This is a genomic window from Streptomyces sp. NBC_00631 (assembly GCF_045206895.1).
Taxonomy (GTDB): Bacteria; Actinomycetota; Actinomycetes; order Streptomycetales; family Streptomycetaceae; genus Streptomyces.
Window position 1 is genome coordinate 6268798 of record NZ_CP107734.1, and the last position, 21485, is coordinate 6290282.

General features: G+C 71.4%; 18 protein-coding genes. 8 read left to right on the forward strand and 10 right to left on the reverse strand.

Annotation, left to right across the window (positions count from 1 at the left end; all coding sequences use genetic code 11):
* Nucleotides 1–389 precede the first annotated feature (389 nt).
* Entirely contained in the window at nt 390–3926 is a 3537-nt protein-coding gene (locus OHB00_RS28775; protein ID WP_406438893.1) for a BTAD domain-containing putative transcriptional regulator, read from the forward strand.
* Here OHB00_RS28775 and OHB00_RS28780 read toward each other — a convergent pair whose 3' ends face one another.
* Together OHB00_RS28780 and OHB00_RS28785 are read right to left on the reverse strand one after the other, a co-directional pair.
* Nucleotides 3927–5615 carry a bifunctional 3'-5' exonuclease/DNA polymerase gene (locus tag OHB00_RS28780; RefSeq protein ID WP_406438895.1) on the reverse strand — a complete coding sequence of 563 codons (1689 nt, stop codon included), beginning with the start codon at nt 5613–5615 and terminating at the stop codon, nt 3927–3929.
* A 67-nt stretch (nt 5616–5682) separates the two neighbouring features.
* Nucleotides 5683–6465, reverse strand: coding sequence for a Clp protease N-terminal domain-containing protein (locus tag OHB00_RS28785; protein ID WP_406438897.1), 783 nt, complete (start codon nt 6463–6465; stop codon nt 5683–5685).
* A 133-nt stretch (nt 6466–6598) separates the two neighbouring features.
* On the opposite strand from OHB00_RS28785, the gene OHB00_RS28790 reads away from it, so the two are divergent.
* Nucleotides 6599–7735 carry a DUF2786 domain-containing protein gene (locus OHB00_RS28790; protein ID WP_406438899.1) on the forward strand — a complete coding sequence of 379 codons (1137 nt, stop codon included), beginning with the start codon at nt 6599–6601 and terminating at the stop codon, nt 7733–7735.
* A gap of 173 nt (nt 7736–7908) precedes the next feature.
* Here the strand turns inward: OHB00_RS28790 and OHB00_RS28795 are convergent, their stop codons facing one another.
* The gene (locus OHB00_RS28795; protein WP_406438901.1) at nt 7909–8424 is read right to left on the reverse strand and encodes a DUF4232 domain-containing protein; all 516 of its coding nucleotides are present in this window, start codon (nt 8422–8424) and stop codon (nt 7909–7911) included.
* Nucleotides 8425–8580: 156 nt separating this feature from the next.
* The gene (locus OHB00_RS28800) at nt 8581–9048 is read right to left on the reverse strand and encodes a hypothetical protein (protein ID WP_406446019.1); all 468 of its coding nucleotides are present in this window, start codon (nt 9046–9048) and stop codon (nt 8581–8583) included.
* A gap of 701 nt (nt 9049–9749) precedes the next feature.
* Between OHB00_RS28800 and OHB00_RS28805 the strand changes: the two genes are divergently transcribed.
* Entirely contained in the window at nt 9750–10019 is a 270-nt protein-coding gene (locus OHB00_RS28805; protein ID WP_181806651.1) for a DUF397 domain-containing protein, read from the forward strand.
* Between the two features lie 88 nt (nt 10020–10107).
* On the opposite strand, the gene OHB00_RS28810 is transcribed toward OHB00_RS28805, so the two are convergent.
* Nucleotides 10108–10608: an ATP-binding protein gene (locus OHB00_RS28810; RefSeq protein WP_406438903.1), complete on the reverse strand. Its 501-nt coding sequence runs from the start codon at nt 10606–10608 to the stop codon at nt 10108–10110.
* 333 nt (nt 10609–10941) lie between these two features.
* Here OHB00_RS28810 and OHB00_RS28815 point away from each other — a divergent pair, with 333 nt between their 5' ends.
* The 3 genes from OHB00_RS28815 to OHB00_RS28825 all read left to right on the forward strand — a co-directional run bounded on the left by OHB00_RS28815 (nt 10942) and on the right by OHB00_RS28825 (nt 13991).
* The gene (locus OHB00_RS28815) at nt 10942–11766 is read left to right on the forward strand and encodes a helix-turn-helix domain-containing protein (RefSeq protein ID WP_406446020.1); all 825 of its coding nucleotides are present in this window, start codon (nt 10942–10944) and stop codon (nt 11764–11766) included.
* Between the two features lie 112 nt (nt 11767–11878).
* Nucleotides 11879–13339 (forward strand): aldehyde dehydrogenase family protein, encoded by a 1461-nt coding sequence (locus tag OHB00_RS28820; protein WP_406438905.1) that lies wholly within the window; start codon nt 11879–11881, stop codon nt 13337–13339.
* Between the two features lie 112 nt (nt 13340–13451).
* Nucleotides 13452–13991 (forward strand): DinB family protein, encoded by a 540-nt coding sequence (locus OHB00_RS28825; RefSeq protein ID WP_406438907.1) that lies wholly within the window; start codon nt 13452–13454, stop codon nt 13989–13991.
* Nucleotides 13992–13997: 6 nt separating this feature from the next.
* Here the strand turns inward: OHB00_RS28825 and OHB00_RS28830 are convergent, their stop codons facing one another.
* Nucleotides 13998–15407, reverse strand: a complete 1410-nt coding sequence (locus OHB00_RS28830) for a glutamate decarboxylase (RefSeq protein ID WP_406438908.1) — start codon at nt 15405–15407, stop codon at nt 13998–14000.
* 85 nt (nt 15408–15492) lie between these two features.
* Complete coding sequence (locus OHB00_RS28835) at nt 15493–16779, reverse strand: ion channel protein (RefSeq protein WP_406438910.1); 1287 nt, start codon at nt 16777–16779, stop codon at nt 15493–15495.
* Between the two features lie 104 nt (nt 16780–16883).
* Here OHB00_RS28835 and OHB00_RS28840 point away from each other — a divergent pair, with 104 nt between their 5' ends.
* Complete coding sequence (locus OHB00_RS28840; protein ID WP_406438912.1) at nt 16884–17645, forward strand: MerR family transcriptional regulator; 762 nt, start codon at nt 16884–16886, stop codon at nt 17643–17645.
* Here the strand turns inward: OHB00_RS28840 and OHB00_RS28845 are convergent, their stop codons facing one another.
* Nucleotides 17646–18011, reverse strand: coding sequence for a YbjQ family protein (locus OHB00_RS28845; protein ID WP_406438913.1), 366 nt, complete (start codon nt 18009–18011; stop codon nt 17646–17648).
* Between the two features lie 138 nt (nt 18012–18149).
* On the opposite strand from OHB00_RS28845, the gene OHB00_RS28850 reads away from it, so the two are divergent.
* A complete protein-coding gene (locus OHB00_RS28850) occupies nt 18150–19067 on the forward strand; it encodes a DedA family protein (RefSeq protein WP_406438915.1) in 918 nt (305 codons plus the stop codon).
* A 124-nt stretch (nt 19068–19191) separates the two neighbouring features.
* Here OHB00_RS28850 and OHB00_RS28855 read toward each other — a convergent pair whose 3' ends face one another.
* On the reverse strand, nt 19192–20850 hold the full coding sequence (locus OHB00_RS28855) for a threonine/serine exporter ThrE family protein (protein WP_406438916.1): 1659 nt from the start codon (nt 20848–20850) through the stop codon (nt 19192–19194).
* 137 nt (nt 20851–20987) lie between these two features.
* Nucleotides 20988–21479 (reverse strand): inorganic diphosphatase, encoded by a 492-nt coding sequence (locus tag OHB00_RS28860; RefSeq protein WP_362150479.1) that lies wholly within the window; start codon nt 21477–21479, stop codon nt 20988–20990.
* Nucleotides 21480–21485 lie beyond the last annotated feature (6 nt).

A 21485-nucleotide genomic window follows, 5' to 3' on the forward strand; every position in this document is an offset into this window, starting at 1 on the left:
GGGAAGCGGGGGATGGGGGAATCCGTTCCGGAGACGGGACGAGGGCCCCGGTCGTTCACCTCCGCCGACCGGAACCCTCTCGCGTCCCCGGAGCCGGGCCTGCGGCGACACTCCCCCGAGTTACGCGATCTACGCGTGCGCCGTCGAACCCGGTCCGATGCGAAGATCACATCAGGGCTCGCCAACGAATCGCTAACATGTGGCCAGTGGTTCTCCCGGCGGTCGCCAACCGGTTGGCGCGAAGCTGTCGTACGACTCCGGGAGTGGGCCGGAAACCCAGCGTTTCCTGCTCCGACCGGCACAGAGAAGGTGGCCGGAACTCGTCCCCTACGGGATGGAATTCCGCCAGGATCCAGGACCGGCGGGCACGTCCGCCGTGCGGGAAGGCGATGGGCGGAGTGATGCGGCGGTACGAGCTGCGGTTCGGACTGCTGGGACCGCCGGTCCTCTACGACGCGGCCGACGTACGCTCCATCGGCAGCCCCAAGGTGCGCACGCTGCTCGCCGCGCTACTGCTTGAGGCCGGGCGGGTCGTCTCCGTCGAGTCGCTCAGGGAGGCGCTGTGGGGCGGGGCGCCCCCGGTGTCGGCGCGCGCCTCGCTGCACAACCACGTCGCCCGGCTGCGCCGGCTCCTGGACGACCCGGAGCGGCTGCGGGCCGTACCGCCCGGGTACCTGCTGCGTGTCGACGACGGTGAACTGGACGTCGACGTGTTCGACGCCCTGGTGGCCCAGGCACGCGCGGCGCACGGGCGGCGGGAGTGGGCGCCGGTGCTGCGCGCCTGCGCCGACGCCCTCGCGCTCTGGCGGGGCAGCCCGCTCGGCGGCCTCCCCGCCGAACTGGGCGGCTTCGCCTTCGTGCAGCGCCTGGAGGAGGCCCGGCTGCTCGTGCTGGAGTGGCGCTACGACGCGGAGCTCGCCCTCGGCGGACCCCGACTGAGCGGTCTCGTACCGGAATTGGCGGCACTCGTCGCGGAGCACCCGTTCCGCGAGGCCTATCACCGTCAGCTCATGCTCGCCCTCCACCACACCGGCCGCCAGGCCGAGGCCCTCGCCGTCCACCGCGACCTGCGCAACCGCCTCCGAGACGAACTCGGCATCGAACCGGGCCCAGCGGTACGCCGTACCCATCTGGAGGTACTGCGGGGAAGCGGCGGCATGGTGGGGGAGGGGACACGGCACGAGGGCGCGTCCGGCGGGGTTGTGCGGCACGAGGGCGCGTCGGACGGGGGCGTGCGGTACGAGGGTGCGTCCGGCGGGGGCATTCGGCACCAGGGTGCGTCGGACGAGGGCATGCCGGGCGCGGCCGTCGCCGGTGACGGGGTGGGTGACGAGGGTGGTGCGGGTGCGGGCGCGTTGTGGCCGGTCGCGCAGTTCCCCCCGGCCCTGAGGGGTGCGTCGACGGGCCGTCAGCCGGAAGCCGAAGGCGCCGACGAACGAGCGGAGCCCGACCAGCCCGTGGCCGGACCAGTCGCCCCTGGTTCTACGCGCGACGATTTCCCGTTCCCCCGGCCCGCGCAACTCCCCCCGCCCCCCGCCCACTTCACCGGCCGCACCACCACCCGAGAACAACTGACCCACACCCTCACCCCGCCACCGCCCGCCTCCGCAGCCGCCGACGGCGATCTCGCCCCACAGGGGCCACCCGCACCCGACGACGAAACCGTCACGAGTGGTGCGGGTGGGAACACTCCCGCCGAAGCCGAGGCCCCGGCCCCGGCCCCGGCCCCGGCCCCGGCCCCGGCCCCGGCCCCGGCCCCGGCCCCGGCCCCGGCCCCGGCCCCGGCCCCGGCCCCGGCCCCGGCCCCGGCCCCGGCCCCGGCCCCGGCCCCGGCCCCCGCCCTCGCGGCTGCGCCCACGCCCGCGCCCGTCGCCGTGATCACCGGTATGGCCGGCATCGGCAAGAGCGCCCTCGCGCTGCACGTGGCGCATCAGGTGCGGGATCGTTTCCCCGACGGTCAGCTCTACGTCAACCTGCACGGCGCCACCCCGGGCGTGCCCCCGCTCACCCCCGGCCAGGCCCTCGCCGCGCTGCTGAGAGACCTCGGCGCCGACCCCCGGCACATCCCCGAACACCCGGACGCCGCCGCCGCGCTGCTGCGCTCCCTGCTGGCGCCGACCCGCACCCTGCTGCTGCTCGACGACGCCGCGAACGCCGCCCAGGTGCGGCCGTTGCTCCCCGGCGGCCCCGGCTGCGCGGTGATCGTCACCAGCCGTTCCCCGCTCACCGCGCTCGACGGCGCCCGCCGCTTCCCACTCGGCCCGCTCACCGGCGAGGACAGTGCGGCCCTGCTGCGCGCGGTCAGCGGGCGTGCGGAGATCGACGACTCCCACCCGCTCGTCGGCCTCACCGGCCGGCTCCCGCTCGCGCTGCGCGTCGTGGCCGCCCGCCTCGCCGCCCGCCGCGCGCTCACCCCCGACGTGCTGGCCGGTCAACTGGCCGCTGCCCAGGGCAGGTTGCGGCATCTCGAATACGACGACCTGAGTGTCCGGCGCTCCCTCGCCGTCGCCCATGACGCCCTCGCCGCCGCCGACCGCGCCACGGACCGCGACGCCGCCCGCGCCCTGCGCCACATCGGCGCGCTCGACCTGCCCACCTACGGCGCCCCCCTGATCGCCCGGCTCTCCGGCACCGACGAGCGCCGTGCCGAGGCCGCCCTGGACCGGCTGGTCGACGTGGCCCTCCTGGAGGAGACCGCCTACGGCCGCTACACCCCGCACGACCTGGTGCGCGACTTCGCCCGCGAGCTGGCCGGGGCGGCCGGCGGCCCCGACCGCCCCGATCGCACGGAGGCCGCGCTCACCGCCCTGCGCTGGTTCGCCGCCGTCGCCGAACGCGCCCTCGTCGCGATCCTCGAACCCGGCCTCGACCAGGGCGACCGCCGCCGGCCCACCACCGCCCAGCCCCTCGAACACCAGCCGTACGCAGATGCCCTGCCCCGCTTCGAGTGCGCCGAACACGCCTTCGCCTGGGGCGACATGGAGCTGGAGAACATCGTCGCCCTGGTGGAGCGGTACGCCGACACCGCCGACACCCGGATCAGTGCCTACCTCTCCACACTCGTCCGGCTCCTCTACCCCTACGTCCTGCGCAGCGGCCGGGTCGCCGAGATGGAGGTGCTCGGCACCGCCGCCCTGGCCGCCGCCCGCCGCCTCGGTGACGAGCCCGCCGAGGCCTACGCCCTGGGCGACCTCGCCGGGCTGCGCTTCCTCACCGGCCGTCAGCGGGAGGCCCTCGCCCTGACCGACGGCGCGCTGGCCCTCTGGCGGCGGCTGGGCGCGGTGTCCCGGATCCGGCGCGGCCTGAACAACCGGGGCTTGCTGCTGGAGGGGCTCGGCCGGTACGACGAGTCGGGCGAGGCGCTGCGGCAGAGCCTGGACTACTCCCGGCAGCTGAACGACCCCTACGGCGAGGCCGTCACCCACAGCCATCTCGGCAACCTCTACGAGCACACCGACCCGCGCGCCGCCATCGAGCAGCACCGGCGCTCACTGGCGATCGGGGACGCGATCGGCGCCGTCATCGTCCAGCACTCGGCGCACTGCAACATCGGGTACGCCCATCTCAGTCTGGGCGAACCGACGGCCGCCGCCGCGCACTTCGAGGAGAGCCTGCGCATCCTCGGCGGCCACGGCGACTGGCACGGCGAGTCCCAGACCCGCCTCGGCCTGGTCCGCGCACTGCGCGCCCTCGGCCGCACCGACCGCGCCCACCGCGAGTGCGCCGAACTCCTGCGCCGCGCCGACGCCCGTGCCGACCGCTACAGCGGCGGTCTGGCCCGCCACCAACTCGGTCTGCTCCTGCGTGAGCAGGGGCGTACCGGCGAGGCGTACGGCGTCCTGCGCGAGGCTCTCGCGGCCCTGGACGGCACGGACGAGCCGGACGTCCTCGCGGAGCTGCGCGGCCTGCTGGGATCCGGTGGCTGATCACTTCGCGTCGGCATAGCACTCCACCACCGCCGTCGTGAACGGGAAACGCACCGGTGTCTGCCCGAACGTCAGCCGCCCGGCCAGGTCCGCCGCGTCCCGTATCGCCGTCACGACCACCTCGGTCTCCTCCTTCGGGCAGTGCACGATCACCTCGTCGTGCTGGAAGAAGACCAGCTCGGCCGCCAGGTCGGCGCAGGTGCGGCGGAGCGCCGCGAGCATCAGCAGGGCCCAGTCGGCGGCGCTGCCCTGCACCACGAAGTTGCGCGCGAAGCGGCCTCTGGCACGGGAGTTGGTGGAGGCATAACCCGGCACCCAGCCCTCGGCCGTCTGCTCCTCCGGCTCCTCCTGGGGCATCCCCGCCTCCTCCGTGCCCTCGCCGGCGCCGGTCGCCGGCGGGCAGGTGCGGCCCAGCCAGGTGCGCACCAGCCGGCCCTCCTCGCCCGCCCGCGCCGCCTCGTCGACGTAGGCCACCGCCTTGGGGAACCGGCGGCGGAGCGCGGCCAGGTTCTTCAGGCCGTCTCCCGAGGTCTGGCCGTAGACCGCGCCGAGGACGGCGATCTTGGCCTGCTGGCGGTCGCCGGAGAAGGCACGGTCGGAGACGGACTGGTAGAGGTCGCTCTCCCGCCCGGCGACCTCCATCAGCCCGGGGTCGCGGGAGATCGCCGCCAGCACGCGCGGTTCCATCTGGTCGGCATCGGCCACGACCAGCCGCCAGCCGGGGTCGGCGACCGCGGCCCGCCGGATCACCTTGGGGATCTGCAGCGCGCCCCCGCCGTTGGTCACCCAGCGCCCGGTGACCGTGCCGCCCGCGTGGAACTCGGGCCGGAACCGGCCGTCGCGCACCCAGTCCTGGAGCCAGGTCCAGCCGTGCGCCACCCAGATCCGGTACAGCTTCTTGTACTCCAGGAGCGGTTTCACCGCCGGGTGGTCCACGGACGAGAGCTCCCAGCGGCGGGTGGACTTCACCTTGATCCCGGCCTGGGCGAAGGCCTTGATCACGTCGGCCGGCAGATCCGGCCGCACCCGCCTGCCGAACGCGGCCGAGACCTCGTCGGCCAGCTCGGCCAGGCGGCGCGGCTCGCCGCCGCCGGCGTACCGCTCGCCGAGCAGTTCGCGCAGCACCTCGCGGTGGACGTCGGCGCTCCAGGGCACGCCCGCGCGGTTCATCTCGGCGGCGATCAGCATCCCCGCCGACTCGGCGGCGGTCAGCAGCCGCATCCGGTCCGGGTGCTCGGCCCGGTCGTGCCGGCGCTGCTGCTCGGCGTAGACGGCGAGCAGCTCGTCGAGCGTCAGGCGGCCGGTGCCCTCCGGCTCGAACAGCGGGGACTGCGCGCCCGGCTCGGCCGCGCGCTGCGGCGGGTCGGGCGGTACGGGGCCGCCGCGGAGGCGGGCCAGGGCGGCGGCGGCCGAACGCGGCTCGCCGGACCGCCCCTCGTGGCCCAGCAGAAGTGTCTCGGCGTCCTCGATGTCGTAGCACCGCTCCACTCGCACCCCCGTGGCGAGCAGGCGCGGGTAGACCTCGGTGGTCGACCGCCACACCCAGCGTGTCACCTCCGGGCGGCCCCTGACCGCCCCGGCGAGATCGGGCTCCCGCCGCACCGGCCCGGCGAGCAGCCCGTCCGGGCCGAGGGGGGCGACGTCCACGCCACCGTCCTCGGCCGGAGCGAGAGCCCACCGGTCGGTCATGCCGCGAGTCTGGCACCCGCCACTGACAATCGCCCTGACCTGGGAGTTCAGCCCGCCACCGGGTTCTTCAGTCGCCCTCCTCCGAGTCGCTCGCCGCCTCCGCCGCGCCCGCTGCCTCGGCCGCCGCGTTCTTCTGTTCCAGCAGCAGCGACAGCACCTTGATCATGTACTCCTCGGTCGCCGGCTTGGTGATGCCCAGCCCGCTGAGGACGCCGTCGCCGTTCTCGTGCTCCAGGAGGGCCAGCAGCAGGTGTTCGGTGCCGATGTAGTTGTGGCCGAGGCGCAGGGCCTCCCGGAAGGTGAGTTCGAGGGCCTTCTTGGCCTCCGGGCCGTAGGGGACGAGGTCGGGGACGTCGTCGGCGGCCGGCGGGAGCGCGGCCGTGGCCGCCTGGCGCACGGTGTCCAGCGGGACGCCCTGCGCGAGGATCGCCTTGGCCGCGATGCCGTCCGGCTCGGCCAGCAGGCCGAGGACCAGGTGCTCGGGGCGGCCCTCGGGGTTGCGGGCCGCGAGCGCTTCGTTGTGGGCCGCCATCACCACGTTCCTCGCGCGCGGGGTGTAGCGGTCGAAGCCCTGGCCGGGATCGAGGGCGGCGGACTCCTTCGGCACGAAGCGTTTCTGCGCCGCCTGCCGGGTCACCCCCATGCTCTTGCCGATCTCGGTCCAGGACGCGCCCGAGCGCCGGGCCTGGTCGACGAAGTGGCCGATCAGGTGGTCGGCCACGTCGCCCAGGTGGTCGGCGGCGATCACCGCGTCCTGGAGCTGGTCGAGGGGTTCGGGGTGCACCTTCTTGATCGAGGCGATGAGGTCGTCGAGGCGTACGGATGCCGTGATGTTCGGGTTGGTAGCCATGTGTCAACCCTAGGTTGACGCCCCTTCGCTGTCAACCCTCGGTTGACACTCGAACCCTCGCCGTCTCGGACAGTTGTCCACAGGGTGTGGACGGCCGCAGCCCGTTGTCGGCGCCGCGTGGCACGATCGACACGTGACCAGCAGCCGACCCAGCACCGTCCACCGAGCCTTCCAGAGCGCCCTGTACGGCGACACCGACTCCGGCCTCGACACGGGCGCGTCCCTCCTCGCGGCCGACTCCGGCGCGGACGTGGAACTCGCACAGCGTGGCCGGGAGTTCGTCGCGGCCGCCTGGCGGCGCGGCTGGCAGCCCGCCGACGTCGTACGACTGGTGCGGCGCGAACTGGACGGCGCGCACGTCCGGCTGGCCGCCGGGCTGATCCGCGCGCAGGTGCCGGACGACCGGCCGCGCGGCCCCCGCTGGCAGGCGCAGCTCGACGCGCTGCCCGAGGGGGACGGCGACGCGCGCGTGGGCGACCGTTTCTCGCACGCCACCGCCGTCCTGGAGCTGTACCGGCTGCTGCTGCGGCTGCCCGCCCTGGAGCCCCTCGACGAACCCGGCCCCGGCGCCGCCGCGCACCGGCCCGCGTCCCGCATGCTCACCCGGATCCGCGCGCTGCTCGCCAAGGCCGAGGCGACGGGTTACCCGGAGGAGGCGGAGGCGCTCAGCGCCAAGGCGCAGGAACTGATGGCCCGGCACAGCGTCGACGAGGCGCTGCTCGCCGCCGGGGCGCCCGCGCCGGACACCCCCGGTGCCTGCCGGATCGGGGTCGAGCCGCCGTACGAGCAGGCCAAGGCGGTGCTGCTGGACGCGGTCGCCACGGCCAACCACTGCCGCGCGGTGTGGAACGAGCCGCTGGCCTTCTCCACGGTCGTCGGTTTCGAGGCGGACCTGGAGGCGGTCGAGCTGCTCCACACCTCGCTGCTGGTGCAGGCCACACACGCGATGACGAAGGCGGAGGCGGCGCAGCGGGCGGGCGGCCGCAAGCGCACGAAGACCTTCCGCCAGTCCTTCCTGGCGGCCTACGCCCACCGGGTCGGCGACCGCCTCAGAGCAGCCGCGCAGTCGGCGGTGGCCGAGACCGAGGCACCTCAGGCCCTGCTCCCGGTCCTGGCCACGCGGGAGATAGCCGTGACCGACCGGCTGAACCAGATGTTCCCCGCCACCACCACGACCCGCCTGCGCGGAACCACCGACGAAGCGGGCTGGACAGAGGGCACAAGAGCGGCAGACCGGGCCCAGGTCCACGCCCACACCCCACTGCCCTGACCCACACCCCATCCCGAGGAAGGACGCTCAACCCCCACCGGCGCAATGCCGAATCCCGACCGGTAGCGCCCCGTCAGGGGCGCGGGGCTGTATCCGATATGCGGCTTCGCCGCGCGGGCGCGGCACGCCCCCACCGGCGGAAAGCCGAATCCCGACCCGCCGGTCCCCCCGAATCAGTCCCCCGCCTGCTGAAACGCCCCCACCGCGGCGTTCACCTTCTCCGCCGATCCCTTACCTGCCACCGCCCCGTACTTCCACGGAAAGCTCTGGGTCGCGTCGCTCCCCGGCAGGGACACCGTCATCGACGTGGCCGCGAGGCTCGCCTGGTCGCCGTCCTTGCCGCGCACGTAGCTGACCGAGAACGTCGCGGAGTCGCCCTTGGCGAGCTTGAGCTTCTCGGTCTTCGCCCCGGACTGCGCGGCGACCACCGCCGACGTACCGCCCGCCTTCAGCGTGACCCCCGCGAAGCCGTCCAGCGTGCACGGCGCGCTCTGGTTGGTGATGCTCACCGGAACCTCACCGGTGTCCCCCGCCGCCGGTGCGACGCTCGCGGATCCGACCTGGACGGATACCTTGCCGATCTCGCAGGTCGAGCTGTTCTTGCCGCTGGAGCCCGAGCCGCCGCCACCGCAGGCGGTCAGGGCGAGGGCGGCGGCGAGAGCGGTGACGGTGAGCGGAATGACGCGCATGAGCAGTTCCCCATCGAGGTCGTGACGGTGTCCCAGCATCATCACGCCCCGGCCCGGGCCACGCGCGCCCGCCCCCGCCCTGGACGTGTGAACGATGCGCACACGTGGACCCGCGCGGGCGGGCGGGAGCCCACCTCGCGGCGGTCGGACAGGGCCTTACTGCCCAAGGCCCGCGGTTGGCAGCCCCGACGGCAGCTTGCCGCCCTCGGCCTTGGTGTAGGTCTCCTCGCCCGATTTTCCGGACCAGGTGACTTTCATGCCGCTCTTGCTGACCGAGTCGACCATTCCGGTGACCCGGTCCTTGCTGCCGTCCGTGCAGGTGAGATGGATCATCCGCATCCCGGCCTCCTCACCGGCGGTCCCGCTGCACACGGACCCGCCGGTCTCGAAGAGCCCGGCCTCCTTGCCGGTGACGACCAGCGCGACGATCTTGCCGCCGCTCGTGGTGATCCAGCTGCCCTGGAGCGCGTCGGAGGAGGCCGTGGAGCTGCCCGAACCGGCCGTGGCGGTGGCGGCAGCGGACGACGTGGCCGACGGGGTGGCCGAGGAGCCGCCGGAGCCGCCGCTGCACGCGGTCAGCGCGAGCGCGCCCACCAGCCCCGCCGCGGCGGCCACGAGCCGCAGAGCCGGCCGCGTGGTCGCTGTGGCCGTCCCCGCCGCGGCAGTCCGGGCCGAAGCCGTCTCCCTGTGCGTCGTAGCCGTACTCGCCGTAGCCGTGGTCACCGCAACGCTCCCAAGCTCTAGGGGGGTCGGCCGGCCCGGCCGCCCGAACGACAGCGGCAAGCTACCAGGACTCACCTGGAGGACTTGCGTACGCCAGGTAGGCATCCGCTGTGGGCTTGCTCCGGCGGATACCCCGGGACGAACCGAATCGATCCCCAGGTCCCGCGCACGGACGTACGCACCGTTCCCCGCCGCTCCCCACCTGCTGGTTCGGCGTCCCGCCCCGGCCGCTGTGCCGACTGCACCCGGATTCGGCCGATCTCACTCATCGGACCGTCACACGGACGGTGGAACACGCGGGCCGAAGTACGCGTCTTTCCTTAGTGCATGAAGAATTCGATCCGGTCGATCCCGTGCGGATGACAGTGCACGGGATCATGGACGGGGGCTGGCGGTCGCATGTCCTGCGAAGACTGGGGCAGACGCTGGAACGGGTTGAGTAAAGCGGACGTCAAAGCTGTAACCGCAGGAACACCCCCCGTGCACGTGCATCTGCTCATGCATCTGCACGTGAACAAGGTTATGATCCGGGTCAGTTGACCGCTGCATCAATGGCATCAATGGTCACATCAGCCAGTTAGTGCACCACCGGGGAGCGACCTGTGGACCTCGACGTTGACGGCGGGTACGGGGGGTTTGACGTGTACAACGGCATGGCTGCCACGCAGCTGGACGGAGTGGCCTGGCAGAAGAGCAGGCACAGCAACTCGCAGGGCTCCTGCGTGGAGTTCGCCCGGCTGCCGGGCGGCGACGTGGCGGTCCGCAACTCGCGCTTCCCGGACGGGCCCGCGCTCGTCTACACGCGCGCCGAGATCGAGGCGATGCTCCTCGGGGTCAAGGACGGCGAGTTCGACCACCTGATCACGAGCTGACGGGGCCCTACCTCGGGCAACTCGTGCATTCGGCGCACAATGCACAGTAACGCGCGTAGAAACCCGGCGTCCGAAGACGCCGGGTCCGTCATTCGGCGGACTGCAGCCGGAACAGCGCCCACACGACCTTGCCGCTGAGGGTGCCGGCCAGCGGGTGCCAGCCCCAGCTGTCGCTGAAGGAGTCGACCAGGAACAGCCCGCGGCCCGACTCCGCCGAGAAGTCGTCGGAGTCGCGGGGGGCGGGCGTCTCGTGGCTGGGGTCGCGCACCGCGCACACCAGCCGTCCGGTCCACCGCATCAGGTGCAGCCGCACCGCCGGCCCCTGTGGCGCGGCGATGCAGTCGGTCTCACCGGGCACCGCGTGCCGCAGGGCGTTGGTGACGAGCTCCGAGACGACGAGACAGACGTCGTCGAAGCGGTCGCCGACGTCCCACTGGCCGAGGGTTCTCCGGGTGAACAGCCGGGCTTCGCGCACCGCTTCGTAGCGGGCGGGCAGGGCGCAGGAGGCGGCGTTGGACACGGCCGCTGGATCAAGCGGCGGAAGGCCCTGCCGTAACGGCTTGAGCATGGTCGATCCATTCGTCCCCATGCGAGGCACTCCCGGGAATTCGCGGTCGTTGCGATGCAGCGGTGGCGCGGGACCATGGTTTCGGATGCGTACAGCAGATGCAAGGGCAGATGCACGTGCACGCGACCGAATTGGGCCCTCCCGTACCGCTTCTTGGCCATTTTTTCCGCCAAGTTGCTCTCCTTGGCTCACTACCTGCTTGCAACTTCCTGTGCTTAAACTTTGGCCGCTTTCCGTTTCCGTAACCGGACGAGTACTGCTCGAAGTGTTTTAGTGGCAGACTGCGGGCCCTGAAGACGGTTGGGGAGGCTGGCGAACGTGAGCGCGGGAGAGCCCGGATCGGTGGTGCGGCGAATGCTGCTCGGCTCGCAACTCAGGCGGCTGCGCGAGGCCCGGGGGATCACCCGTGAGGCCGCGGGGTACTCGATCCGCGCCTCCGAGTCGAAGATCAGCCGCATGGAGCTGGGCCGGGTGAGCTTCAAGACGAGGGACGTGGAAGACCTGCTGACGCTGTACGGCATCACCGACGAGGCCGAACGCGAACAGCTCATCTCCCTCGCCCGCGAGGCCAACGTGGCCGGCTGGTGGCACAGTTACTCCGACGTCCTGCCGACATGGTTCCCCACCTATGTCGGGCTGGAGGGCGCGGCCCATCTGATCCGCGCCTACGAGGTGCAGTTCATCCACGGTCTGCTGCAGACCGAGGAGTACGCGCGCGAGGTGGTGCGGCGCGGTATGAAGGGGGCCGGCGAGGCCGACGTCGAACGGCGGGTCACACTCCGCCTGGAGCGGCAGAAGTACCTGGTGGCCGAGAACGCACCCGACTTCCACATCGTCCTCGACGAGGCCGCCCTGCGCCGTCCCTACGGCGACCGCGAGGTGATGCGCGGCCAGCTCCAGCACCTGGTCGAGATCTCCGAGCGGCCCAACGTGCGGCTGCAGATCATGCCGTTCAGCTTCGGCGGGCACTCGGGGGAGGGCGGCTCGTTCACCATCCTGAGCTTCCCCGAGTCGGACCTGTCCGACGTGGTCTACCTGGAGCAGCTCACCAGCGCCCTCTACCTCGACAAGCGCGAGGACGTCGCCCAGTACGAGCAGGCGCTGAAGGAACTCCAGCAGGACAGCCCGGGACCGGACGAGAGCCGGGATCTTCTGCGGGGTCTCCTCCAGCTTTCCTAGGGCTCTCCCCAGAAGTTCGCTCTCCGTCCCCAACTTCATTGTGGCGCAAGTACGATGACGCGTGATCAGACCGTGATGTCGATCATGTGTCTGCTACTGATTTGGGGTTCACATGTCGTCGTACTTCACTGAACTGGCCCAGCAGTACATCGACGGTGAGTGGCGCCAGGGGACCGGTTCCTGGGACATCATCGACTTCAACCCGTACGACGGTGAGAAGCTCGCGTCGATCACGATAGCCGCGGTCGAGGAGATAGATCAGGCCTACCAGGCCGCCGCGCGCGCGCAGAAACAGTGGGCCGCCACCAACCCCTACGCCCGCCGCGCCGTCTTCGAGAAGGCCCTGCGCCTCATCGAGGAGCGCGACGCGGAGATCACCGAGGCGATCATCGCCGAGCTCGGCGGCACGCGCCTGAAGGCCGCCTTCGAGCTGCACCTCGCCAAGGAGTTCCTGCGCGAGTCGATCCAGTGGTCGCTGCGCCCCGAAGGCAGAATCCTGCCCTCCCCGGTGGACGGCAAGGAGAACCGCGTCTACCGCGTGCCGGTCGGTGTGGTGGGCGTGATCAGCCCCTTCAACTTCCCGTTCCTCCTGTCGATCAAGTCGGTCGCCCCGGCGCTCGCGCTCGGCAACGCCGTGGTCCTCAAGCCGCACCAGAACACCCCGATCGTCGGCGGCACCCTGGTCGCGAAGATCTTCGAGGACGCGGGCCTGCCCGGCGGCCTGCTCAACGTCGTCGTCACCGACATCGCGGAGATCGGCGACGCCTTCATCGAGCACCCGGTCCCGAAGGTCATCTCCTTCACCGGCTCCGACAAGGTCGGCCGCCATGTGGCCACCGTCTGCGCCTCCCTCTTCAAGCGCTCGGTGCTCGAACTGGGCGGCAACAGCGCGCTCGTGGTCCTCGACGACGCCGACATCGACTACGCGGTGGACGCCGCGGTCTTCAGCCGGTACGTCCACCAGGGCCAGGTCTGCATGGCCGCCAACCGTGTCCTCGTCGACCGCTCGATCGCGGACGAGTTCACCGAGAAGTTCGTCGCCAAGGTCAGGACCCTCAAGACCGGCGACCCGAGCGACCCGCAGACCGTCATCGGCCCCCTGATCAACTCCCAGCAGGCGGAGTCGGTCTCGGCCACGGTCCAGCAGGCCGTCGCCGAGGGCGCCACGGCCCTGGTACACGGCACGACCACCGACAACCTGGTCGAGCCCTCGGTCCTCACCGGCATCCCGGCCGACTCCGACCTGCTCCGCCAGGAGATCTTCGGCCCGGTCGCCTTCCTCATCCCGTTCGACGGCGAGGAGGAGGCCGTACGCCTGGTCAACGACACCCCCTACGGCCTCAGCGGCGCTGTCCACACCGGGGACATCGAGCGGGGCGTGGCCTTCGCCAAGCAGATCGACACCGGGATGTTCCACGTCAACGACGGCACCGTCCACGACGAGCCCGTCGTCCCCTTCGGCGGCGAGAAGCACTCCGGGATCGGCCGCCTGAACGGCGAGACGACCGTGGAGTCCTTCACCACGCTGAAGTGGATCTCGGTGCAGCACGGCCGGAGCGGCTTCCCGTTCTAGAAACCCGTGAGAACAGCTCGCTGCCCCGGGCCCTTTAGGACGCGATCTGTCCTACAGGGCCCGTAGCTTCGGTCAGGTCAGGGAAACACGACCCGAGGAAAGGCGGCCGGACATGGTCACTCACGTTCCCGCGGAAGCACAGGGCGACGAGCGCGGAGCACTGCTCTCCTTCATCGAGGAGCAGCGCGGTGGCATCCGCCGGGCGCTGCTCGGCCTGACCGACGAGCAGGCGGCGAGCAGGCCCAGCGCGAGCGAGCTGTCCCTGGCGGGTCTCCTCAAGCACGCCGCCGAGGTCGAGCAGAGCTGGATCGCCCGCGCCAAGCAGGAGCCGCCGGCGATCGAGCGCGACCAGACCAACTGGCACGAGACCTTCCAGCTGGTCGGTGACGAGACGGTGGCCTCCCAGCTCGCCCAATGGGAGCAGGTCGCCGCCGAGACCGAGAAGTTCATCCGCTCGGTCCCCAGCCTCGACGACACCTTCCCGCTCCCGCCGCAGCCCTGGTTCCCGCCGGAGGGCCGCGTCTCCATGCGCTGGGTCTGCCTCCACCTGATCCGGGAGACCGCCCGCCACGCGGGCCACGCCGACATCATCCGCGAGTCCCTGGACGGCAAGACGGCCTTCGAACTGGTGGCGCTGGAACAGGCCGGCTGAGTCCGGTCAGTGGTGGAAGCCGGTGGCCGCGCCCTTGTCATGGGTCAGTGGATGCGGCTGCCGGCCCAGTCCGGGCAGCAGCCGGGAGAGGTCCTCGACGAACAGGTCCGCCAGGTCCTTCGAGAAGCCGTTGCGGCAGACCACCCGCAGCACGGACAGGTCCTCCCGGTTGGCCGGGAAGGTGTACGCCGGCACCAGCCAGCCGTTCTCGCGCAGCCGCCGGGAGACGTCGAAGACGTCGTACGCCGTCACGTGGTCGGCGGTGGTGAAGGCGAACACGGGCAGCTCGTCGCCCCGGGTGAGCAGCCGGAAGTCGCCGAGCTGCCCGATGCGTTCGGCGAGGCCGGTCGCCACGTCCCGGGACGCCTGCTGCACCGCGCGGTAGCCGTCCCGGCCGAGGCGCAGGAACGTGTAGTACTGCGCGACCACCTGGGCGCCGGGGCGGGAGAAGTTGAGGGCGAAGGTGGGCATGTCGCCGCCCAGGTAGTTGACCCGGAAGACCAGTTCCTCGGGCAGCGCCTCCTTGTCCCGCCACAGCGCCCAGCCGACGCCCGGGTAGACCAGCCCGTACTTGTGCCCCGAGGTGTTGATCGACGCCACGCGCGGGAGGCGGAAGTCCCACACCAGGTCCTCGTCGAGGAAGGGGGCGACCATCGCGCCGGACGCACCGTCCACATGGACGGGGACGTCGATTCCGGTGCGCTCCTGGAGGGCGTCGAGGGCGGCGCACAGGTCGGCGATCGGCTCGTACGACCCGTCGAAGGTGGAGCCGAGGATGCCGACCACTCCGATCGTGTTCTCGTCGCAGAGGTCGGCGGCGGCCTGCGGGTCCAGGTGGTAGCGGTCGCCCTCCATGTTGACGAACCGGGGCTCCACCTCCCAGAAGTTGCAGAACTTCTCCCAGCAGACCTGGACGTTGATGCCCATGATCAGGTTCGGCCGCCCGGTGCCCGGGTAGCGGTCGGCGTTGCGCTGCGTCCAGCGCCGCTTCAGGGCCATCCCGGCCAGCATGCAGGCCTCGCTGGAACCGGTCGTCGAACAGCCGATGGTGTTGGCCGGATCCGGCGCGTTCCACAGGTCGGCGAGCATCGCCACGCAGCGCCGCTCCAGCTCGGCGGTGCGCGGGTACTCGTCCTTGTCGATCATGTTCTTGTCGTCGCACTCCGCCATCAGGATCCCGGCCTGGGGCTCCATCCACGTGGTGACGAAAGTGGCCAGATTCAGCCGGGCGTTGCCGTCCAGCATCAACTCGTCGTGAACCAGCTGGTAGGCGGTCGAGGGCGGCAGCGGGCCGTCCGGCAGCCGGTGGGTGGGCGGGGCCTCGGTCATGCCGGCGACCGGGTTCGCCTCACCGAAGAACGGGTTGACGGACATGGATCGCTCTTGGTGCTTCTGGGGACCTTTGTGCAGCGGCATGAGGAGTGCCTCCTGGACGACATGAACGACATGAACGACACGAACGATATGAACGACACGAACGGCTTACGGGAGTTCACCAGGGTCAGCGCAGAGCCGCACCGTCCGCCCGCAACTGCATTCTCGGCCGCCCGGTCACCAGCAGCCACGCGGGCAGCGACGCGATGCACAGCAACACGATGACGCTCTGCGAGGCCACGAGCACCGCGGCCGTGAACAGGCTCACCCAGCCCTGCCGGGTGATCGCCAACAGCATGCCCAGGACACCCGCCGCCACGCCCACCGACGGCTGGACGGCGGGCACCAGGGCATGGGCACACAGTCCGAAGGCGGCGCCGATGAACACCGACGGAAAGATCCGGCCACCGCGGAAACCGCAGGCGGCGGCCACCGTCAGCGCGGCCAGCTTGACGACCGTCATCAGGGCGAACTGTCCCGCCGACCAGCCCTCCGGGTCCTTCGCCAGCTCCGCGACCTGGTCCAGCCCCTTGAAGAGCGTCAGATGACCGCCCAGCGCCCCCAGCAGACCCAGCACGAGCCCGCCGACCGGAAGCGCCACCATGGGGTGCCCGAGGCGCTGGAAGGCGCCGTGGAGGTACGGGAAGGCGCAGACGGCACACATGCCGAGCAGAGCGGCCGCGGGGGCGACCACCAGGGCCGCCAGCAGATCGGGCCAGCGGGTCCGGCTGAGCGCGGGCAGTCCGAGGTCCAGGGTCGGGCGGGCCAGCAGGTCGGTCGTCATCGCGCCCGCCGCCGCGGCCATCAGCGGCCCGAAGAGGTTGTCCCACAGGGCCCCCTTCAGCGGTTTCCCGGCCAGCGCCTCGGAGATCACCAGCGCCGCCGCCACCGGCGTCCCGAACAGCGCCCCGAGGGTCGCCGCGTCGGCCAGCGCGGGCCACAGCGAACCCGGCAGCCGGGGCATCGCGAGCCGGCCCAGCCAGAGCGCGAGCCCGACGTTGACCGCGATGATCGGGTTCTCCGGACCGAGACTCGGCCCGCCCGCCAGCATCAGCGCGGTCGCCAGCAGCAGCCCCGGCAGCACGACGGGCGGCAGCGCCACCGCCTCCAGGCCCAGGGTGGCCGGATCGGGCCCCGCGTGCCCGGGCACCTTCCAGACCACCAGTCCCACCGCGATCCCGGTGGCGGTGAGCATCACCAGCATCCACAGCACCGAGTACCGTCCGATGCCCAGCGCGTCCGGCAGGTTGTTCCACAGCACGTGCTGCAGCCGTTCGGCCAGCGAACTCACCAGCAGGAAGAGCAGGCTGCTGCCGACGCCGACGACGATCGCGGGCAGGATCAGCGGCAGCAGGGCGCGCGCGGGGGCCGAGGGCGGGGTGGGGAGCGCCTGCTGCGCGGTGTCCTGGGCCACGGGCCCACCATAAGCGGGCAGAACCGACACAACATCCGGAACGGAAACGGGCTTGCACCTCACGTGGCGTGAGGACCCAGGGTGGAGCGCGGAAAGGAGCGGAAGTGAGCTACTCAGTAGGGCAGGTCGCCGGGTTCGCCGGCGTCACCGTGCGCACCCTGCACCACTACGACGAGATCGGCCTTCTGGTCCCGGGCGAGCGCAGCACCGCGGGTCACCGGCGCTACGGCGACCCCGACCTCGACCGGCTCCAGAAGATCCTGTTCTACCGGGAGCTCGGCTTCCCGCTCGACGAGGTCGCGGCCCTGCTCGACGACCCGGACGCGGACCCGCGCGCACACCTGCGCCGGCAGCACGAGCTGCTCACCGCCCGGATCGAGAAGCTGCAGAAGATGGCCGCGGCCGTGGAGCACGCCATGGAGGCACGCAGGATGGGCATCAACCTCACCCCCGAAGAACGCTTCGAGGTCTTCGGCGACAAGGACCCCGAGCAGTACGCCGAGGAGGCCGAGCAGCGCTGGGGCGGCACCGAGGCGTACGCCGAGTCGCAGCGCCGCGCCGCCACGTACACCAAGGAGGACTGGAGGCGCATCCAGGCCCAGGTCGACGACTGGGGCGAGCGGTACGCCGCCCTGGTCGCCGCCGGTGAGCGGCCGGCCGGCGAGGCGGCCATGGACCTGGCCGAGGAACACCGGCAGCACATCAGCAGGTACTACTTCGACGTCCCGTACGAGATGCACCGGTGTTTCGGGGAGATGTACGTCTCGGACGAACGCTTCAAGGCGTTCTACGACTCCATGCGCCCCGGGCTCGCAGAACACCTGCGCGACGCGATCCTCGCCAACGCCGACCGGCACACGGCATGACTACTCCTTGTCGAGGATGACGGCCGTGCCGTACGCGCAGACCTCCGTCCCCGCGTCCGCCGCCTCCGTCACGTCGAACCGGAAGGCCAGCACGGCGTTGGCACCACGCGCGCGTGCCTGCTCCACCAGCCGGTCCATGGCCTGGTTGCGGGTCTGTACGAGCGTTTTCGTCAGCCCCTTGAGCTCACCGCCGATCATCGACTTCAGACCCGCGCCGATCTGACTGCCCAGGTGCCGGGAGCGCACGGTCAGCCCGAAGACCTCGCCGATGACCTCCCGCACCCGGTAACCGGGGACGTCGTTCGTGGTGACGACCAGCACATCGGCCTGCGGTGCCTGACCGCCGCCGTACTCTTCGATACCCATGTCCACAGCCATTCCCCAGGCCGGGCACAGTGCATCCTGGTTCCACCGGTGGAACCTGGGGCGGACACATTACGTTGATAGCTTTGTGCGCCCGCACCAGGAAGCCGTAGTGCCTTCACCCCTCAGGAGCCCGGAACCGTGATGACGCTCGCCCTCGGCCCGAGCTGGCTGGATCCGAACAACCTGCTCGACTCGTTCGGCATCTGGGGCCTGCTCCTGGTCGTCTTCGCCGAGTCCGGGCTGCTGATCGGCTTCTTCCTGCCAGGTGACTCCCTCCTGTTCACCTGCGGCCTGCTGATCACCTCGCACCAGCTGGACTTCCCGCTGTGGGGCGCCATCGCCCTGATCTGCCTCGCCGCGGTCCTCGGCGACCAGGCGGGCTACATGTTCGGCAAGAAGGTCGGCCCGACGCTCTTCAACCGCCCGGACTCCCGCCTCTTCAAGCAGGAGAACGTCGCCAAGGCGCACGAGTTCTTCGAGAAGCACGGCCCGAAGTCCCTGATCCTGGCCCGCTTCGTGCCGGTGATCCGCACGTTCACGCCGATCATCGCCGGCGTCAGCGGCATGGCGTACCGCTCGTTCCTGACGTTCAACGTCATCGGCGGCGTCCTGTGGGGCGCCGGCGTCACCCTGCTCGGCTCCTGGCTTGGCAAGATCGACGTCGTCAAGAACAACATCGAGGCGATCCTGATCCTGATCGTCCTCATCTCGGTGGTCCCGATCATCATCGAGTTCCTCCGGGCCCGCGCGAAGGCGAAGAAGGAGGCCGCGGCGACCCCGCCCGAGCAGCCGTTCCAGCCGTTCCAGCAGCACCCCGCGGCCCCGGTGATGGACGACGCCACGACCCAGCTCCGCAGGATCGAGCCGACGTACACCCCGCAGCAGCCCCAACCCCCGCAGCAGCCCCAGCCCCAGCCCCTGCCTCAGCAGCAGCCCCAGCAGCAGTACGGATACGGCCAGCAGCAGCCGTACTACGACCAGAACGGCTACTACCACCAGGGCGGGTACGGCCAGCAGCAGAACCCGTACACCGAGGACCACTACCAAGCGCCCTGAGCGGCACCGCCCTGTCTTCAAGGGGCGCGGGGCCGGATAAACGTGCGGCTTCGCCGCGTGGGCGCGATCAGCCCCCACGCACCCGCAGCCGCCGTCCGTCCCGAGCCCTCACCCCACTGGGCGCTCAGAACCCCCTCGTCCGCTTCGCAGCCCGACGCTTCCCGGCCGACCCCACCCGCAGGGTCAGCCGGGAGATCTCCGACCCCAGATTGACCCCGATGGCGATCGCCATGGCGAGCGACGCCGCCTTGGCCAGCGACACCAGCCCCTTGTCGACCTCGTTCTGAGCCATCGACAGCAGCCCGAAATAGGTCGCCGACCCCGGCAGCAGCGGCCCGATCGCCGCCGTCGTGTACGGCAGCGCGGACGCGAACCGGAACCGCGACAGCAGCTGCCCGAACAGCCCCACCAGCCCCGCCGCGACGGCCGTGGAGGCGACCGGCGAGATCCCTCCGGCGTAGTGCATCGCACCGTAGACCGACCATGCGACACCCCCGTTGAGGGTGACGGCCGGCACGGTGGAGCGTTCCTGCTGGAGCAGCACGGCGAAGGTCAGCGACAGCACCATCGACGCGGCGATCTGCAGCAGCGGCCGTGCGGAGCTGCCCAGTGCCGCGTCGGGATTGAGCCGGCCGCCCAGCTTCACGCCGAAGTACAGGATCGTCAGCACCCCGATGACGATGCCGACGAAGAAGTACATGACCTCCAGCAGGCGCGCGGAGGCGGTGATGTAGAAGCCTGTGAGCCCGTCCTGGACGCCCGCGACGAGGGCCCGTCCGGGCAGCAGCGCGAACAGTCCACCGGTGACGACGGCGGACGCCGCCACGTCGACGTGGGCGAGCGAGAAGGCGACCCCGATCGCGGCCGGCGGCATCGCGGCGATCATGAACTGGTAGAACTCCGGCAGCCCCCGGCCCGCGCACAGCCACGCCAGCCGGTCGCCGAGCATCGCGCCGACCGCGGCCGCCACGAACATCAGCAGGTCACCGCCGACGAGCACGGAGGCGGCCCCGGCGAGCAGCCCGCTCGCCGCGGTCAGCGCCCAGCCGGGGTACGGGTGCCGGTTGCGGCGGATCTCCGCGAGCCGCCGGTAGGCCTCCTCCAGGGAGACATGGGTCTCGGGGTCGGTGAGGTCGTCCACGAGCCGGAAGACGGCGGACAGGCGTGTGTAGTCGGTCCCACGCCGGCGCACCGTCCGGGACGCCGTCACCGGGTCGTCGACCAGTGACGGCTGATACGAGATGGCCAGCAGCGTGAAGGTGACGTTCGGCTCGCAGCGGTCCAGGCCGTACGACCGGCAGACCGCGAACATGGCGGCTTCCACGTCCTCCGCGCCCTCGCCCCCGGCCAGCAGCAACTCCCCGATACGCAGGGTCAGGTCGAGCACGCGGGGGACTGCGGGGCCGCCGTCATCGGCCTTCTGCACCGGCTCCGGCGCCGGCCGCTCGGCCACCGGCATCCGCAGCATCGTGCGCATCCGGTCCTGCCAGGGCGCGTCCTTGACGAGGCTGACCGCGGGGAATCCGGAGGCGGGCGTGAAGACGGGCGGGGCGTCCTGGGCGCTGTAGGTGCTCGGCGGGCTGAACGCCGACCCCTCCGGCTCGGCACTCACCGGCTGGGGCGCCGCCAGCCCCTGGGGCACCGAGAACTCGGAGGTCGTCTCCGGCTCACCGCCGCCGCCCTCGGGGACCTCGATGCCCCGGGGGACGGCGAACTCGGATGTCAACTCCGGGTCGTACCGCGCTTCGTCCGACCTGGGCTTGCGGTCCTCCGCCTCCGTCACCGTCGTAACGCTCCCTGAACGACATCTGCACGTGAGCCTCAGTATGCGGGTGACCGCACAGCGGACACGAAAAACGGGCCCCACGCGTGCGTGCGGCCCGTTTCCCGGTGCCGGTCTACCGGGCTGCCGGGGTGGTCTCAGTGACCGCCGGTCTCCTTGAAGCGCTTGTAGGACCGCTCGATCTCCACCTCGGCGTCCGTGCGGCCGACCCAGTTGGCGCCCTCGACGGACTTGCCGGGCTCCAGGTCCTTGTAGACCTCGAAGAAGTGCTGGATCTCCAGGCGGTCGAACTCCGACACGTGGTGGATGTCGCGCAGGTGCTCCACGCGCGGGTCGGTGGCCGGAACGCACAGCAGCTTGTCGTCGCCGCCGGCCTCGTCCGTCATCCGGAACATGCCGATCGCGCGGCAGCGGATCAGGCAGCCCGGGAAGGTGGGCTCGTCCAGGATGACCAGCGCGTCCAGCGGGTCGCCGTCCTCGCCGAGAGTGTTCTCGACGAAGCCGTAGTCGGTCGGGTAGGCGGTCGAGGTGAAGAGACGACGGTCCAGGCGGATCCGACCGGTCTCGTGGTCCACCTCGTACTTGTTCCGCGAACCCTTCGGGATCTCGATCGTGACGTCGAACTCCACCGGTGG

What these genes read in the sequence shown, in the direction of transcription:
- OHB00_RS28775 (WP_406438893.1), top strand. Translation starts at nt 390, where the DNA reads ATGGGCGGAGTGATGCGGCGGTACGAGCTGCGGTTCGGACTGCTGGGA.
- OHB00_RS28780 (WP_406438895.1), bottom strand. Translation starts at nt 5,615, where the DNA reads ATGACCGACCGGTGGGCTCTCGCTCCGGCCGAGGACGGTGGCGTGGAC.
- OHB00_RS28785 (WP_406438897.1), bottom strand. Translation starts at nt 6,465, where the DNA reads ATGGCTACCAACCCGAACATCACGGCATCCGTACGCCTCGACGACCTC.
- OHB00_RS28795 (WP_406438901.1), bottom strand. Translation starts at nt 8,424, where the DNA reads ATGCGCGTCATTCCGCTCACCGTCACCGCTCTCGCCGCCGCCCTCGCC.
- OHB00_RS28810 (WP_406438903.1), bottom strand. Translation starts at nt 10,608, where the DNA reads ATGGGGACGAATGGATCGACCATGCTCAAGCCGTTACGGCAGGGCCTT.
- OHB00_RS28815 (WP_406446020.1), top strand. Translation starts at nt 10,942, where the DNA reads ATGCTGCTCGGCTCGCAACTCAGGCGGCTGCGCGAGGCCCGGGGGATC.
- OHB00_RS28820 (WP_406438905.1), top strand. Translation starts at nt 11,879, where the DNA reads ATGTCGTCGTACTTCACTGAACTGGCCCAGCAGTACATCGACGGTGAG.
- OHB00_RS28825 (WP_406438907.1), top strand. Translation starts at nt 13,452, where the DNA reads ATGGTCACTCACGTTCCCGCGGAAGCACAGGGCGACGAGCGCGGAGCA.
- OHB00_RS28830 (WP_406438908.1), bottom strand. Translation starts at nt 15,407, where the DNA reads ATGCCGCTGCACAAAGGTCCCCAGAAGCACCAAGAGCGATCCATGTCC.
- OHB00_RS28845 (WP_406438913.1), bottom strand. Translation starts at nt 18,011, where the DNA reads ATGGGTATCGAAGAGTACGGCGGCGGTCAGGCACCGCAGGCCGATGTG.